The 14,824-nt window shown below is 35.2% G+C and carries 15 protein-coding genes; 13 read left to right on the forward strand and 2 right to left on the reverse strand.

Annotated features, from left to right (window positions below; translation table 11 throughout):
* Positions 1–13 precede the first annotated feature (13 nt).
* Positions 14–841, reverse strand: coding sequence for an S-adenosyl-l-methionine hydroxide adenosyltransferase family protein (locus BOQ64_RS13470; RefSeq protein ID WP_129057354.1), 828 nt, complete (start codon positions 839–841; stop codon positions 14–16).
* A gap of 132 nt (positions 842–973) precedes the next feature.
* On the opposite strand from BOQ64_RS13470, the gene BOQ64_RS13475 reads away from it, so the two are divergent.
* The 6 genes from BOQ64_RS13475 to BOQ64_RS13500 all read left to right on the forward strand — a co-directional run bounded on the left by BOQ64_RS13475 (position 974) and on the right by BOQ64_RS13500 (position 5,881).
* Positions 974–1,933 (forward strand): PhoH family protein, encoded by a 960-nt coding sequence (locus BOQ64_RS13475; RefSeq protein ID WP_129057355.1) that lies wholly within the window; start codon positions 974–976, stop codon positions 1,931–1,933.
* Positions 1,934–2,048: 115 nt separating this feature from the next.
* Complete coding sequence (locus BOQ64_RS13480; protein ID WP_129057356.1) at positions 2,049–2,714, forward strand: porin family protein; 666 nt, start codon at positions 2,049–2,051, stop codon at positions 2,712–2,714.
* A gap of 146 nt (positions 2,715–2,860) precedes the next feature.
* Complete coding sequence (locus tag BOQ64_RS13485) at positions 2,861–3,358, forward strand: hypothetical protein (RefSeq protein WP_129057357.1); 498 nt, start codon at positions 2,861–2,863, stop codon at positions 3,356–3,358.
* A 452-nt stretch (positions 3,359–3,810) separates the two neighbouring features.
* Entirely contained in the window at positions 3,811–4,467 is a 657-nt protein-coding gene (locus BOQ64_RS13490) for an outer membrane beta-barrel protein (RefSeq protein WP_129057358.1), read from the forward strand.
* A gap of 83 nt (positions 4,468–4,550) precedes the next feature.
* Complete coding sequence (locus BOQ64_RS13495) at positions 4,551–5,204, forward strand: porin family protein (RefSeq protein ID WP_129057359.1); 654 nt, start codon at positions 4,551–4,553, stop codon at positions 5,202–5,204.
* Between the two features lie 17 nt (positions 5,205–5,221).
* Positions 5,222–5,881, forward strand: coding sequence for an OmpW family outer membrane protein (locus BOQ64_RS13500; RefSeq protein ID WP_129057360.1), 660 nt, complete (start codon positions 5,222–5,224; stop codon positions 5,879–5,881).
* Between the two features lie 82 nt (positions 5,882–5,963).
* On the opposite strand, the gene ffh is transcribed toward BOQ64_RS13500, so the two are convergent.
* A complete protein-coding gene (ffh, locus tag BOQ64_RS13505) occupies positions 5,964–7,325 on the reverse strand; it encodes a signal recognition particle protein (RefSeq protein ID WP_129057361.1) in 1,362 nt (453 codons plus the stop codon).
* 793 nt (positions 7,326–8,118) lie between these two features.
* On the opposite strand from ffh, the gene atpB reads away from it, so the two are divergent.
* The 7 genes from atpB to BOQ64_RS13540 all read left to right on the forward strand — a co-directional run bounded on the left by atpB (position 8,119) and on the right by BOQ64_RS13540 (position 14,815).
* Positions 8,119–9,246, forward strand: coding sequence for a F0F1 ATP synthase subunit A (atpB, locus tag BOQ64_RS13510; RefSeq protein WP_129057362.1), 1,128 nt, complete (start codon positions 8,119–8,121; stop codon positions 9,244–9,246).
* Positions 9,247–9,297: 51 nt separating this feature from the next.
* Positions 9,298–9,516 carry an ATP synthase F0 subunit C gene (locus BOQ64_RS13515; protein WP_007844726.1) on the forward strand — a complete coding sequence of 73 codons (219 nt, stop codon included), beginning with the start codon at positions 9,298–9,300 and terminating at the stop codon, positions 9,514–9,516.
* A gap of 101 nt (positions 9,517–9,617) precedes the next feature.
* Positions 9,618–10,112 carry a F0F1 ATP synthase subunit B gene (locus tag BOQ64_RS13520; protein ID WP_129057363.1) on the forward strand — a complete coding sequence of 165 codons (495 nt, stop codon included), beginning with the start codon at positions 9,618–9,620 and terminating at the stop codon, positions 10,110–10,112.
* A gap of 2 nt (positions 10,113–10,114) precedes the next feature.
* The gene (atpH, locus tag BOQ64_RS13525; RefSeq protein ID WP_129057364.1) at positions 10,115–10,654 is read left to right on the forward strand and encodes an ATP synthase F1 subunit delta; all 540 of its coding nucleotides are present in this window, start codon (positions 10,115–10,117) and stop codon (positions 10,652–10,654) included.
* 16 nt (positions 10,655–10,670) lie between these two features.
* Entirely contained in the window at positions 10,671–12,248 is a 1,578-nt protein-coding gene (atpA, locus tag BOQ64_RS13530) for a F0F1 ATP synthase subunit alpha (RefSeq protein WP_129057365.1), read from the forward strand.
* 76 nt (positions 12,249–12,324) lie between these two features.
* Positions 12,325–13,188, forward strand: coding sequence for an ATP synthase F1 subunit gamma (gene atpG, locus BOQ64_RS13535; RefSeq protein ID WP_129057366.1), 864 nt, complete (start codon positions 12,325–12,327; stop codon positions 13,186–13,188).
* 268 nt (positions 13,189–13,456) lie between these two features.
* Positions 13,457–14,815, forward strand: a complete 1,359-nt coding sequence (locus BOQ64_RS13540; protein ID WP_129057367.1) for a hemolysin family protein — start codon at positions 13,457–13,459, stop codon at positions 14,813–14,815.
* Positions 14,816–14,824 lie beyond the last annotated feature (9 nt).

Raw genomic sequence — 14,824 nt, forward strand, 5'->3', positions numbered from 1 at the left:
GAAATATATAATTTTACATGAATTCAATGTAGATATTTTCTCCTACATTCAATCCAAACAGGCTTTTAGCTCCGTTTTTCTTGCTGCCTTTATAGATGGTAAGCTCCAATAACTGACTGTCATTGAAGATTGCAGCGGACTGTCCGTGAAATTCCGTCTCCCTTTCCCAGTCTGAAACCACCTCCGTATGGCTGGAAAAGATCCTTGAAAGACTCAGATTTCTGAACTTTATGGTAAATCCGTTGTATCCTTTGCTGATATTTTCAAAGAAATCCTGATTGATATTTGAGATTATATTTCCGAAATTATCAATATAAGTAACTTCACCAATAATCATCCCTTCAGATTCATTATACACTGCTCTCGGGAACATCAACTGCTTTGCGGTATTTATTTTTCTTCCAATCACTTCAGGAAGACCGCCATTGGCAAGATGCACTGCTGCCGGAACAAAGATATCTGTAGATGTAAAATTGATGATGTCATCAAAACGGTTGTTCAGTGTAATTTCATAGATAGCTTCCGGTTTAATATCAAAGAAGATAAGGCTTAAAAGACCGTTATCTGCTGCCAGAAAATAAGAGCCATCTGCTTTATAAAGAATATTCTTTCTCGATTTATGGTAAAAACTGTCTACAGAAAGGATATGAATACTTCCTTTTGGGAAATATTTATACGCGTTTCTTACAATATAAGACGTTTGTATAAGATTGAATGCCTGGATATCGTGGGTTATATCAATAATATTAACCTCAGGATTTAGAGACAGAATCTTGCCCTTCACAGCGGCGACTCTGTAATCTAAATTTCCGAAATCCGAAGTAAGGGTAATAATTGACATGAGCAATTTATAGAATTGTGTAGTCATGCAAAGTTATTTAAAATAAAAGGAAAGCCCGAAAGATTGTTGAAAAGAATTTGATATAAATTGAAAAAAAGCTTTAATTTTAAAATCTAAAAATAAAAATACTGCATGTTTGAATTGACCTATGATCTGGAAGATATCGACGCGAAAATCTTCTATGGAGTTAATAACCAATATTTCAACTTAATAAAATCAAGCTTTCCGACCATTAAAATTACCGGAAGAGACCATTATATTTTTGCAATGGGAAATCAGGAAGCTTTAGACATACTGAAGCAAAAACTGGATGATATTGTAAAATTTATCTCAAAAAACAACTCAATTGGGCTGAAAGACGTTGAAAATATTCTAAATATTAAAGACGAAAATGAAAAACAACTGATTTTTGACCAGGATATCATCGTAAAAGGGGTAAACGGAAAAGTAATTAAGGCTAAGACGACCAATCTTAAAAAACTGGTAAAAGAAACCGAGAAAAAAGATATGGTTTTTGCTATTGGTCCTGCTGGTACCGGGAAAACTTACACCAGTGTGGCATTGGCAGCAAGAGCTTTGAAAGATAAGGAAGTGAAAAGAATTATTCTGACAAGACCCGCTGTGGAAGCAGGGGAGAGCCTTGGATTCCTTCCGGGAGACCTTAAAGAAAAGCTGGATCCCTATTTACAGCCTTTATACGATGCACTTCGTGATATGATTCCTCACGAAAAGTTGGAAGGCTTTATAGAGAAGAAAGTTATTGAGGTGGCACCATTAGCATTCATGAGAGGACGTACTCTTGATGATGCTTTTGTAATTCTGGATGAAGCACAGAATACTACTCATGCCCAAATGAAAATGTTCCTGACGAGAATGGGGATGAATGCAAAGTTCATCATTACGGGGGACCCAAGCCAGATTGACCTTCCGAAAAACCAACAATCAGGATTGAAAGAAGCAATGAGAATTTTGAATGGAGTGAAAGAGATAGGTTTTGTATATCTTACAGAGGAGGATGTTGTAAGGCACCCTGTCGTAAGAAAAATTATCTTAGCTTATAATGATGAAGAAAAAAGACTGAGAAATGACTAAACCTGTATAAGTAAAAGTTCCGTTAACCTTTTGTTAACCTTAATTTTTTTCTTAAAATTTGTTAATCTGAAAAAAATAATTAGTTTTGCAAACCTTAATTGAAAACTAATTAACAATGAAAAAACTTTTACTTATTGCAGCGGTAGCTGTGTTGGGAATTAATGCAAACGCACAGTCTTTAAAATTTGGTCCTAAAGCAGGATATTCTTATTCTACTCTAAAATTAAAAGCTGATGGTCACTCTGAAACTTCAGATCCTGTACATACATTCTATGTAGGAGGAATTGTAGAATATAAGTTGAATGATAATTTTGGTATCCAGGGGGAACTTTTATACTCTCCACTAGGAGGGAAAGTAAAAGTAGCTGAAGCAGATCCAAACGATCCGGCTACGTTTGTAAACTTTAAATCAAAGCAAACTTTTCATACCCTATTAATTCCTGTTTCCGCTAAATACTTTATTACTGAAGGATTATCTGTTTCTGCAGGAGCTAGTTTTGGGGTAATTCTTTCTGCTAAATCAAAATATACTGCTGATTTCGGAATTGGTCTTCCGGGGCTTGAAATTAATGCTGATCAGGAAGTTGATATTAAAGATCAGACAAGTACTTTAAATATTGCTCCTTTCCTTGGTGCTGAGTATGCTTTAGAAAACGGATTATTCTTTGATGCAAGATATAACCTTGGAGTTTCTAATCTGGCAAAACACCCTGAAGGTAATGCAAAAACAACTAACAGCTTCATCCAGGTAGGTGTAGGTTTCAAATTCGGAGGAAACTAATCTTAAAGATTTAATACCTAGAATTAAAATATAAACAGGACATATTTGTCCTGTTTTTTTGTTTTTAAAGAATGGGAATCCTATAAATTATACTCCTGTGATGAAAATAATTAGTATTTTTGGAGCGTAAAATTTAAAATTAGAAAATGAAAAAGCTATTATTAGTAGGTGCTTTTGCACTTTTAGGAGGAGCTGCTCAGGCACAGGAAGGTTTAAAATTAGGTGGGCACATTGGTGTTCCTGTATCTGATGCAAGCAATGTATCTTCATTTACACTGGGAGTTGATGGAGCTTATATGTGGAATATTGCTAAAGGTTTTGACCTTGGGGTAGCAACAGGATATTCTCACTTCTTCGGAAAAGATCACTTTGATGATTTCGGATTTATTCCTGTAGCCGTTTCCGGTAAATATAAATTTAAAGGAGCTCCAATCTTTGTAGGATTAGACCTTGGATATGGTATTTCTACTAAAGACGGTGTTGATGGTGGTTTCTATGCACAGCCTAAATTTGGATACCAAATGTCTAAAGGAGAATTATACATAGGATACCAGTCTATAAGCAATAGACGTGATCACGGTTGGTACAGAGAAGACTGGAACGTAGGTGCTGTTAACTTAGGGTACAACTTCTTCATTAAGTAAGAATATATTGAAATAATATAGGGAACTCTGGTCATTGACCAGAGTTTTTTATTGAATCCTACTGAAGAGATTGTATGTTTTTTTAGCAATTTGGCTCTATAGCATTACCTTATAAAGGTAAAATCACTCTTAAATTATAAACATTTGTTTAATTTTAACGTGTTAATTCCTTAAAAATTAACATTTTAAAAAGATAGTTTTGTCTGTGTTTTGCCAAATTATAATGATTTTGTTAAAACTTACAAATTCTAAAAAGTAAACATATTGGGCTCTGGTTAAGGAATTGTGATTTTTTATTCATAATATTGTGAAAAAACTAAAAGACTCTCTTTAATATGATTTATTTCTGTAATGTCTTAAATTTTAACAATGATATTAATCACATTAACAAATTTTAATATTAGTGGGGACCACTGTAAATTTGCCCTCAGAAAGTATTAAAAATTTTTAAAATGAAAAAAGTATTATTAGCGGGTGCTGTTGCACTTTTTGGTTTATCAAACGCTCAGATTGCTAAAGGAACTACATATTTATCAGGACAAGTTAGCTATTCTCAAACAGAAGATAACAACGATAACAGTAAAGTAGAAAGTATTAAAGTTCTTCCAACTGTAGGTTATTTCGTAAATACTAACTTAGCAGTAGGTTTAGGTTTAGGGTACAAAAACGGTAAAAATACAACAACTACTACTAGCCCAAGCGGAGCAACTGTAACTGAAATTGAAAAATCTAAGCCAGCATTTGTTGTAGCTCCTTTCGTAAGAAAGTACTGGACTTTAGCTGATAAATTATACATCTTCGGTCAATTAGAAGTTCCTATGGAATTTGGTCAAAATAAAGTAGAAGGTACTGCTACAACTACAACAGGAGGAACTACAACTGTTACTTCTGCTTCTACTAAAAATAACTACACTTCAATCGGTGTTAACGTTAAGCCAGGTTTAGATTATTTCTTAAACAAAAACTGGACTATCGAAGCTACTATCGGTGAATTCGGATACAACACTTCAAAAGAAAATGTTGACGGAGCTAAGAGAGTTAACGATTATAACTTCGGTTTAAACCTGAAGGCTGTAACTTTCGGAGTTAAGTATGTATTTGCAAAATAATAAACAAAGCATATAGCAATAAAGCCCTAAGTATATCTTGGGGCTTTTTGTTATCAAAATAAACATATTTTTAAATTAATAACATGAAAAGAATCTTATTAGCATCTGCAATTGCTTTATTTGCAGGGCTAAATGCACAAACAAAATTTGGTGTAAAAGCTGGGTATGCATTATCAACGTTTAACTTAGGTGAGAATGATGTTCAGTTTAATGGAGTAGGGGCAAGTATGAAATCAAAGTCAGGATTTTATGTAGGTGCTTTGGTTGAACATAAATTCAACAATAAATTTGCGATTCAGGGAGAAGTAGAATATGCAAATTTAGGAGGGAAAGCAGAGGCTACTTTACCGTACGGGACTAAAGTAACTGAGAATATTACTCTTAATAGAATTATAATTCCTGTTTCTGCAAAATATTATGTAACTCCTGAATTAGGTGTTTATGCAGGTCCTTATATGACTATCAGAACAAATAAAAGTGCTGACATAAGTGTATCAGGTTCTACAGCAGATCCAAATGCAATCAAAGAGGGTGAAAACATTGTAGTAAAGGAATTTTCTAGCCGTATGAAGCAGACTGATTTTGGATTGTTTTTAGGTGCTGATTACAACGTTTACAAAGGTCTATTCGTAGATGCGCGTTATAGTTTTGGTTTAACCAATATGGTTAAAACCCCTATTGATAACGAGAATGTAAAAATGAATTTTTTGCAGATTGGTGTAGGATATAAATTTTAATAACTAAATTAATAATCATGAAAAAACTATTATTAGCAGGTGCAGTAGCACTTTTCGGGTTTTCTAATGCCCAAATGACTAAAGGGGACTGGGTAATCAGTGGAAACACAGGAATGGGTTTTAATAACACTACAACTACGGTAAAAATAGGCGGTAAGTCTACTGACGGTCCAAAAGTAAACACATTTTCAATTACTCCTTCTGTAGGGTACTTCGTAATTGACAAGTTAGCGGTTGGTATTGACTTAGGATATTTGAACACTACGACTAAATATCAAGGTCTTAAATCTACAAATTCTACGTTTTCTGTAATGCCTACAGCTACTTATTATTTTACGAATTCCAGCAAGTTTGTGCCATTCTTAGGAGCGGGGATTGGATATTCATCCAATAAGACAAAGTATTCTTTTTATAAGGATGTTAATAATGAAGGACTTGATCCTTTATTAATGCAGGATACAGAGGTTACTACAGATGGGTTAGCATGGAAAGTAAAAGGAGGGGTAACTTATATGGCAACTCCGTCTTTAGGGCTTAATTTAGGGATTTCTTATGACCAGTTTTCAAATAAAGAAACGGTCATGAATACTGATGTTAAGACAAATATTAAGACTTTCGGAGTTAACGTTGGTTTCTCTTATTTCATCAAAGGAAAAGCTCAGAAGTCTGATAAATAATCAGGTAATTTAAAGCTAAAAGAACAAAAAATCCGACTCAGTTTTGAGTCGGATTTTATATTTTGATTAGATGGTTTCTGGATTATTTTCCAAACATTCCACCCATTCCTGGCATATTCGGCATTTTGCTCATCATCTGCATCATCTGCTTTCCTTGAGGTCCCTGCATCATCTTCATCATTTTACCCATCTGATCAAATTGCTTCATCAATTGGTTTACATCTTCAATCTTTCTTCCTGCACCTCTTGCAATTCTATTCTTTCTCTGAGTGTTGATGATAGAAGGTTTTCTTCTTTCTTCCGGCGTCATAGAGTAAATAATAGCTTCAATATGCTTGAATGCGTCATCACTGATCTCTACATCTTTGATGGCTTTTCCAACCCCAGGAATCATTCCCATAAGGTCTTTCATGTTACCCATCTTTTTGATCTGGTTGATCTGCTTTAAGAAGTCATCAAAACCAAACTCATTTTTAGCGATTTTTTTGTGAAGTTTCTTAGCTTCCTCTTCGTCAAACTGCTCCTGAGCTCTTTCTACTAAGGAAACAACGTCTCCCATCCCTAAGATTCTGTCTGCCATCCTTTCCGGGTAGAAAAGATCTAAAGCTTCCATTTTCTCACCTGTAGAGATGAATTTGATTGGTTTTTCAACCACAGAACGAATTGTTAAAGCAGCTCCACCTCTTGTATCACCATCTAACTTGGTTAAAACAACCCCGTCAAAGTTTAAGGCATCGTTGAAGGCTTTAGCCGTATTTACAGCATCCTGACCTGTCATGGAATCTACTACGAAAAGAGTTTCCTGAGGCTTGATGAAATAATGTACGGATTTAATCTCGTTCATCATTTGCTCGTCAATCGCCAAACGACCTGCTGTATCCACGATTACTACATCATGATTGTTAGCCTTTGCAAAATTAATTGCGTTTTCAGCAATAGTAGAAGGGTTTGTAGCTCCTTCTTCAGTATAAACAGGAACATTAATCTGTCCTCCTAGTACTTTCAGCTGATCAATTGCAGCCGGACGGTAAACGTCACATGCTACCAATAAAGGTTTTTTATTTCTTTTTGTCTGTAAATAATGAGCAAGTTTTCCGGAGAAAGTAGTCTTACCAGAACCCTGAAGACCTGCAATAAGAATTACAGACGGCTTTCCGGAAAGGTTAATTCCTTCCTGAGAACCTCCCATTAGGTCTACCAATTCATCATGAACGATTTTTGTCATCAACTGTCCCGGAGTAAGGGAAGTAAGAACGTTTTCGCCTAATGCTTTATCCTGAACTCTTTTAGTAAGATCTTTTGCAACTTTATAGTTAACGTCAGCATCTACCAATGCTCTACGGATTTCCTTTACGGTTTCCGCTACATTGATTTCTGTAATTTTTCCACGTCCGGAAATATTATGTAATGCCTTGTCTAATTTATCCTGTAAACTATTAAACATATTTATTGTAAATTATAGGTTTGCAAAAATAAGGAATTTTTAAGAAACCTGAGTATGATAGACTTAATATTATGAGGATTTGATTAAAGTTGGAAGCTGGAAGCGGGAAGAAGGATGTTTCTTGAGGTCGATAAAAGCAAATAAGATTCTTTATCAGATGTTTTGTTGGAAAACTAGAATATAATAGTTTTAGTATTATAAGGATTTGATTAAAGTTGGAAGCGAGGAGAAGAAGTTTTTGAGGTTGATAAAAATAAATAAGACTCTTTATTAATAATATATTTTTAAGATTAAGCGTTCCAGACTATTTTAAATAAAACAAGTTGAACTGCGGTTTTGTAGAATAGTAACTGCCATTATCCCGTTTCCAGCTTCCATCCTTATAATTATAGAAGAACTCACAATTCTTTTGATTCAAAAATTATAATCCTATTTTTGCAGCATGAATTTTCTTGACAGTTTTATTATTATATTATTAATAGCTCTGCTTAATATAATAGTATATATAGTATTTAAAAAGTATTTGTACGGTAAACAGGATGCAGGAATGAAGTTTCTGGTCATTAATCTTTCTAAAGACCTGGTTTGGCTTATTACTTCTTTAATAATAATAGAGAAGACCAAAGCTAATTTTCTCTTTATAGTGATCTGTTTTCTAGTGGCATCATTCCTTATTTATCTGCCTATAATAAAACTCATTAATAAGTCTTGATTTTTTGATGATAAAAATCAATTTTTAGTATTGGTAAAGTTTAATAAAATCGATATATTTGCACACGATTAAAAAAGAGATATGAACAGAAAATTTTCTTCATTATTTTTCGCATTTTTATTTGTGTTTATAAGCGGTTTAGCTTGTGCTCAACACGAATCTGAAGGAGAGAAATCAGCGGAAAAAGTAGAGAACAAAGAAGCGAAAGACGGCTTCAATGCGACTACGATGATCATGGAACACATTGGTGATTCTAATGAATGGCATTTATGGACAACTAAAGATGACAGTGGTGAAGAGCACCACGTTTCTATCCCTTTGCCTGTTATCATTAAAGATAATGAAGGATGGCATACTTTTCTTTCTAGCAGTATTGCTCACGGACACGAACACGATGGGTATACTTTAGAGCATGGACAGGTAGTTTCTACTAAAGGTGTTGAAAAAGCTACATTATTTTCAATCATCAGTGGAAAGCAAAAATCAAATGAAGTGTTTTTTGATCTTTCAGTAACAAAAAACGCAGCTTCAATGTTCTTGTCAGTAATTTTTATGGCAGTAGTGTTCATAGGAATGGCGAGAAACTATAAGAAATCACAACTTCCAAAAGGTATCGGGAGATTTATGGAGCCAGTGATTGTGTTTATCAGAGACGAGGTGGCTATTCCAAACATCGGGTCTGTTAAATATAAAAGATATATGCCTTATTTATTAACAGCATTTTTCTTTATCTGGATCAATAACTTATTTGGATTAATTCCTTTCTTCCCTTTCGGAGCTAACCTTACAGGTAACATTGCGATCACAGCAGTATTAGCAATCATTACCTTATTAATTACATTATTCAGTGCGAATAAAGATTACTGGAAACACATCTTTATGCCGCCGGTTCCAATCTTATTGTACCCAATTATGGTTCCAATTGAGATTATCGGGATCTTCACGAAGCCTTTCGCTTTAATGATGCGACTTTTCGCTAACGTTACAGCGGGACACATTATGATCTTGGCGATCGTTTCATTGATCTTCATTTTCAAAACACCATTATTAGGATTTGCATCTGTACCATTAGCATTATTCGTTTCAGTACTGGAATTATTGGTAGCAGCATTGCAGGCATATATCTTCACTGTATTATCCGCACTATTTATCGGAATCGCAGTTGCAGAGCACGAACATGAGCACGGTCACGAAGAACACGCTCACTAATTAAAAGAAAGAATTTAAAAATAATTTTTTAACTAATATAATTTATTTATTATGGATTTATCAACAGGAGCAGGATTAATTTACGTAGGTATCGGTTTAGCAGTACTAGGTGTAGGTCTAGGTATCGGTAAAATCGGTGGTCACGCAATGGACGCTATCGCTAGACAACCAGAACAAGCTGGTAAGATTCAAGGAGCAATGCTTATCGCTGCTGGTCTTATTGAAGGTGCTGGTCTTATCGCGATCATCTTTGGTGCTTTCATCAAGTAATCTATCCTCAAAAAACATTCTTAGCAGTAAAGCGGTTGGCTGCTGCTAAGAATTTTAAAAAACAATCCATAAAATAACATTTAAAAAAAGAATTTACAGATATGGGAATTATTGAACCTGGAATTGGACTTTTGTTTTGGATGACCCTTACTTTTGTTATCCTATTATTTCTTCTAGCTAAATTCGCTTGGAAACCAATTGTAAGTGCAGTTAATGAAAGAGAAACTTCTATCGTTGATGCATTAAACCAAGCTAAATTGGCTAAAAAAGAGATGGAAGATCTTAAAGCAGACAACGAAAGAATTATTCGTGAAGCTAAAATCGAAAGAGACGCTATCCTTAAAGAAGCTAGAGAAATTAAAGACAGAATCGTAGGTGAAGCTAAAGATGTTGCTAAAGCGGAAGGAGACAAACTTATCGAAGCTGCTAAGCAAACTATCAACGCTGAGAAAAATGCTGCAATGGCAGACATCAAAACTCAGATCGGTGCTTTATCTGTAAACATTGCAGAATCTATCTTGAAACAAAAGTTAGATAACACAGAAGCTCAAAACGAATTAGTTCAAAATTATATCAACAAATCTAACCTTAACTAAGAATGCTTACATCTAAAGTAGCTAAAAGATACGCACAAGGTTTACTTGACTTCACGAATGAAGCAGGTCAAACGGCTACTGTATTTTCTGAAATGAAAGATGTAGTGAAGATTATGGCTGAATCTAAGGATTTGAACAAATTCTTCCTTACACCTTACATTGATGCAAAAAAGAAAATAGAGGTAGCAAACGAAATTTTCAAAGGTTTATCAGCATCTTCCCAGAATTTGATTAAATTGGTTATTAAGCACGGACGTGAAAGCCAATTAAAAAATATCGCTCAGGAATTCATCAACAAGGTTGAAGATATCAACGGAGTACAGAGAGTAACGCTTACAACAGCTACTCAGCTTTCTAAAGAGAATATTGATCAGATTCTAAGATCTACCAACTTGGTAAATGCAAACTCAAACTTCGATTTGAAAGTAAACATCAACCAGGATATTTTAGGTGGATACATCCTAAGAGTAGGAGACCAGCAGGTAGACGCGTCTGTGAAGACCAAATTGAACCAAGTTAAAAAAGATTTCCAATTAAATTAAGAAAAACAACCATACAATGGCAGAAATAAATCCGGCAGAAGTATCTGCGATCTTAAAACAGCAATTGGCCAACTTCGATACTCAATCAAACGTTGAGGAAGTAGGTACAGTTTTAACCATCGGTGATGGTATTGCTCGTGTATACGGGTTAGAAAACGTACAATACGGAGAGTTGGTGAAATTTTCTAGTGATGTAGAAGGTATTGTACTTAACCTTGAAGAAGACAACGTAGGTGTTGCTCTACTTGGTGAAAGTAAATTAGTAAAAGAAGGGGATACAGTAAGAAGAACAAACAGAATCTCTTCTATTAAAGTAGGAGAAGGAATGTTAGGAAGAGTAGTAGATACTCTTGGTAACCCTATCGATGGTAAAGGTCCTATCACAGGAGATTTATACGAAATGCCATTAGAAAGAAAAGCTCCAGGGGTTATCTTTAGACAACCTGTAACTGAGCCTTTACAGTCTGGTATCGTTGCAATTGATGCGATGATCCCTGTAGGAAGAGGTCAGAGAGAGCTTATCATCGGTGACAGACAAACAGGTAAAACTACTGTTGCGATCGATACGATCATCAACCAAAAAGAATTCTTTGATGCTGGTAAACCAGTATATTGTATATATGTTGCTATCGGTCAGAAAGCTTCTACTGTAGCACAAATCGTTAAAACACTTTCTGATAAAGGAGCTTTAGCTTATACGGTAATCGTTGCAGCTAACGCATCAGATCCAGTTCCAATGCAGGTATATTCTGCAATGGCAGGAGCTTCTATCGGTGAGTTCTTCAGAGACACTGGTAGACCAGCACTTATCGTTTATGATGATTTATCTAAACAAGCTGTTGCTTACCGTGAGCTTTCTCTACTATTGAGAAGACCACCGGGCCGTGAAGCTTATCCTGGAGACGTTTTCTATCTTCACTCAAGACTATTGGAAAGAGCTGCAAAAGTAATCGCTGATGACGAAATTGCTAAGCAAATGAATGACTTACCAGAGTCTCTTAAGCCAATCGTGAAAGGTGGTGGTTCATTAACTGCTCTTCCAATCATTGAAACTCAGGCAGGTGACGTTTCTGCGTATATCCCAACTAACGTAATCTCTATTACAGACGGACAGATCTTCTTGGAGTCTGATCTATTCAACTCAGGGGTTCGTCCTGCGATCAACGTAGGTATCTCTGTATCGAGAGTAGGAGGTAACGCTCAGATCAAATCAATGAAAAAAGTTTCTGGTACTCTTAAATTAGACCAAGCTCAATATAAAGAACTTGAAGCGTTTGCTAAATTCGGTTCTGACCTTGATGCTTCTACTTTAGCAGTAATCTCTAAAGGAGAAAGAAACGTAGAAATCCTTAAGCAGCCGGTAAATGCACCACTTCCTGTAGACAGTCAGGTAGCGATCGTATACGCGGGAACAGAAAACTTAATGAGAAACGTTCCATTGAACAAGATTAAAGAATTCCAACACGAATATATCGAGTTCCTAAGATCTAAGCACCCTGACACTATGGCTGCTATCAAAGCTGGAAAAATCGATAACGATATTACAGGTGTTCTTAAGCAGGCAGCTAACGATTTAGCTTCTAAATACAACTAAAAAAATTCAATGTTTAAGGTTTAAAATGTAAGTTTTAAGCCTTAAACTTTAGACCTTAAACTTTGAACCCAAATTAATGGCAAACTTAAAAGAAATACGAGGCAGAATTACGTCAATTTCATCTACGATGCAGATTACACGTGCTATGAAAATGGTTTCCGCTGCGAAACTTAAAAAAGCACAGGACGCAATCGTAATGTTAAGACCTTATTCTGAAAAATTACAGGAGCTTATCCAGAATGTAAATTCTAGCTCTGATCCTGACCAGGTTTCTGTATATGCTCAGAAAAGAGAGGTTAAAAGAATACTTTTCATCGCTGTTACTTCAAACAGAGGTCTTGCGGGAGCTTTTAACTCTTCAATCGTAAAAGAGCTTAACCTTCAGTACCAGAACAATTCTCAGTATGAGATTGAAGTTCTTCCTGTAGGTAAAAAAGTATATGATGCTGTAAGAAGAAGTCGTTCAGTATATGCTAATGGAAGTTCTGTTTATGATAATCTGAACTTTGATGCAGTAGCTCATATCACTGAAGGTGTTATGACAAGCTTCAAAGAAGGTAAATTTGACGAAGTTTATGTTATTTATAACAAATTCGTTAATGCAGCTACTCAGGAGGTAACTACAGAGCAGCTTCTTCCAATCTCAATGCCTGAAACTACAGAACCACAGGTTGAAACAGATTATATCTTTGAACCTAACAGAGCTGAGATCTTGGACAACTTAATTCCAAAGTCTATCAAAACTCAGGTTTTCAAAGCAATCTTAGATTCAGTAGCATCTGAGCACGGAGCAAGAATGACTGCAATGCACAAAGCTACAGATAACGCAGAAGCTTTGAGAAATGATCTTAAGATCTTCTACAACAAAGCAAGACAGGCTGCAATTACCAACGAAATCTTGGAAATTGTTTCAGGAGCAGAAGCTTTAAAAAATTCGTAAAGAATTATTTTAACATACAACCAAAAGCATCGATCTTATCGGTGCTTTTTTTATTTCAAAAGGTTGAAAACTGTAATTGAGCTCCAAAAAACCATTTATTGTGTAAAAAACGAAGGAAAGGTCCAACTCTTTTTTTATTGTAAAATAGATAGGTTTTAAGATGGCAAATTTCCCCTCAAAAATTCCTCTATTGAAATAATCTATCCCGGATTCAGGTTATTTTTATTTTGCATATCTTTGTACTTAATAAAATTTATACAACTTCTAAATGGACTCGGACATAGTCAGGCTTTTGCTGGCCTTATTTCTTGTTTTACTAAATGGCTTCTTCGTAGCCGCAGAATTTTCAATTGTTAAAGTTCGTTACTCTCAAATCCAATTAAAAGCCGCAGAAGGGGATTCTATGGCAAAACAGGCAGAACATATCATCAAACACCTTGATGAATATCTTTCCGCTACACAATTAGGAATTACATTGGCATCCCTTGCCTTAGGTTGGGTAGGAGAGAGCGCGCTGCACCATATTGTTGAAAACATTTTTCACTCTTTTAATGTAACGATGAGCCAAGCTTCAATTACTACTGTTTCAATGGTAACTAGTTTTGTGCTGATTACCATTATGCACATTGTATTTGGTGAGCTTATTCCAAAATCAATAGCGATCAGAAAATCAGAATCTACAACAATGGCTACTGCCGTTCCGTTGAGAGTCTTTTATACGATATTCAAACCATTTATCTGGTTAATGAACTCCATGTCTAATGGTTTCTTAAGACTGATAAAAATTCACCCCGCTTCAGAGCAGGAAATCCACTCTACAGAAGAACTTCAGCTTTTGGTAAAACAAAGTGCAGACAGTGGTGAAATTGAAGAAGAGAACTATGAAATCATTAAAAATGCATTTGATTTTACAGATCACTCTGCAAAGCAGATTATGGTTCCAAGACAGAACATAACATCTATCGACTTTGAAGAAGATGTGAATGATATTATCAACAAGATTATGGATAGCGGATATTCCCGTATTCCTGTTTATCTTGATTCTATTGATAACGTAATCGGTATTTTCTATACCAAAGAAATTATCAGGGAATATGTTAAAAGAAAAGGGGCTTTAGACCATGAGGATCTTAAAGATCTGATGCGTGATGCCTTTTTCGTAGTGGAAAGCAAGAAAGTTTCAGACTTACTGAAGATTTTCCAACAGAAAAAACAACACCTTGCCATTGTTATTGATGAATTTGGTGGAACTGAAGGAATTATTACCCTGGAAGATATTCTTGAAGAACTTGTAGGGGAAATTCAGGATGAAGAAGACGAAGAAGAAAAAATTGTTGATAAAATTGCAGACAATACCTATTGGGTACAAGCTACTCAGCCTTTGGATGAAATCAACGAATTCTTACCTAAAAGACTTCCTCTCTCTGAGGAAAGTGAATACAACTCATTAGCAGGATTTATCCTTTATGAATTGGAAGATATTCCGGAAGAAAATCAGGAGTTTGATCTGGATGATTATCATTTTAAAATCCTGAAGATGAATAACAAGAGTGTGGAACTCGTTGAATTGGTATACCAGGAACCCAATGCTATTGACAGTTTAGCAGAAAAAATTGGTGAAGTTTAAAACAACTGA

This window comes from Chryseobacterium sp. CH25, assembly GCF_004119455.1.
Lineage (GTDB): Bacteria > Bacteroidota > Bacteroidia > Flavobacteriales > Weeksellaceae > Chryseobacterium.

Excerpts from the sequence above, each read along its gene's own strand:
- BOQ64_RS13470 (WP_129057354.1), bottom strand. The coding sequence starts at position 841 with ATGTCAATTATTACCCTTACTTCGGATTTCGGAAATTTAGATTACAGA.
- BOQ64_RS13475 (WP_129057355.1), top strand. The coding sequence starts at position 974 with ATGTTTGAATTGACCTATGATCTGGAAGATATCGACGCGAAAATCTTC.
- BOQ64_RS13480 (WP_129057356.1), top strand. The coding sequence starts at position 2,049 with ATGAAAAAACTTTTACTTATTGCAGCGGTAGCTGTGTTGGGAATTAAT.
- BOQ64_RS13485 (WP_129057357.1), top strand. The coding sequence starts at position 2,861 with ATGAAAAAGCTATTATTAGTAGGTGCTTTTGCACTTTTAGGAGGAGCT.
- BOQ64_RS13490 (WP_129057358.1), top strand. The coding sequence starts at position 3,811 with ATGAAAAAAGTATTATTAGCGGGTGCTGTTGCACTTTTTGGTTTATCA.
- BOQ64_RS13495 (WP_129057359.1), top strand. The coding sequence starts at position 4,551 with ATGAAAAGAATCTTATTAGCATCTGCAATTGCTTTATTTGCAGGGCTA.
- BOQ64_RS13500 (WP_129057360.1), top strand. The coding sequence starts at position 5,222 with ATGAAAAAACTATTATTAGCAGGTGCAGTAGCACTTTTCGGGTTTTCT.
- ffh (WP_129057361.1), bottom strand. The coding sequence starts at position 7,325 with ATGTTTAATAGTTTACAGGATAAATTAGACAAGGCATTACATAATATT.
- atpB (WP_129057362.1), top strand. The coding sequence starts at position 8,119 with ATGAACAGAAAATTTTCTTCATTATTTTTCGCATTTTTATTTGTGTTT.
- BOQ64_RS13515 (WP_007844726.1), top strand. The coding sequence starts at position 9,298 with ATGGATTTATCAACAGGAGCAGGATTAATTTACGTAGGTATCGGTTTA.
- BOQ64_RS13520 (WP_129057363.1), top strand. The coding sequence starts at position 9,618 with ATGGGAATTATTGAACCTGGAATTGGACTTTTGTTTTGGATGACCCTT.
- atpH (WP_129057364.1), top strand. The coding sequence starts at position 10,115 with ATGCTTACATCTAAAGTAGCTAAAAGATACGCACAAGGTTTACTTGAC.
- atpA (WP_129057365.1), top strand. The coding sequence starts at position 10,671 with ATGGCAGAAATAAATCCGGCAGAAGTATCTGCGATCTTAAAACAGCAA.
- atpG (WP_129057366.1), top strand. The coding sequence starts at position 12,325 with ATGGCAAACTTAAAAGAAATACGAGGCAGAATTACGTCAATTTCATCT.
- BOQ64_RS13540 (WP_129057367.1), top strand. The coding sequence starts at position 13,457 with ATGGACTCGGACATAGTCAGGCTTTTGCTGGCCTTATTTCTTGTTTTA.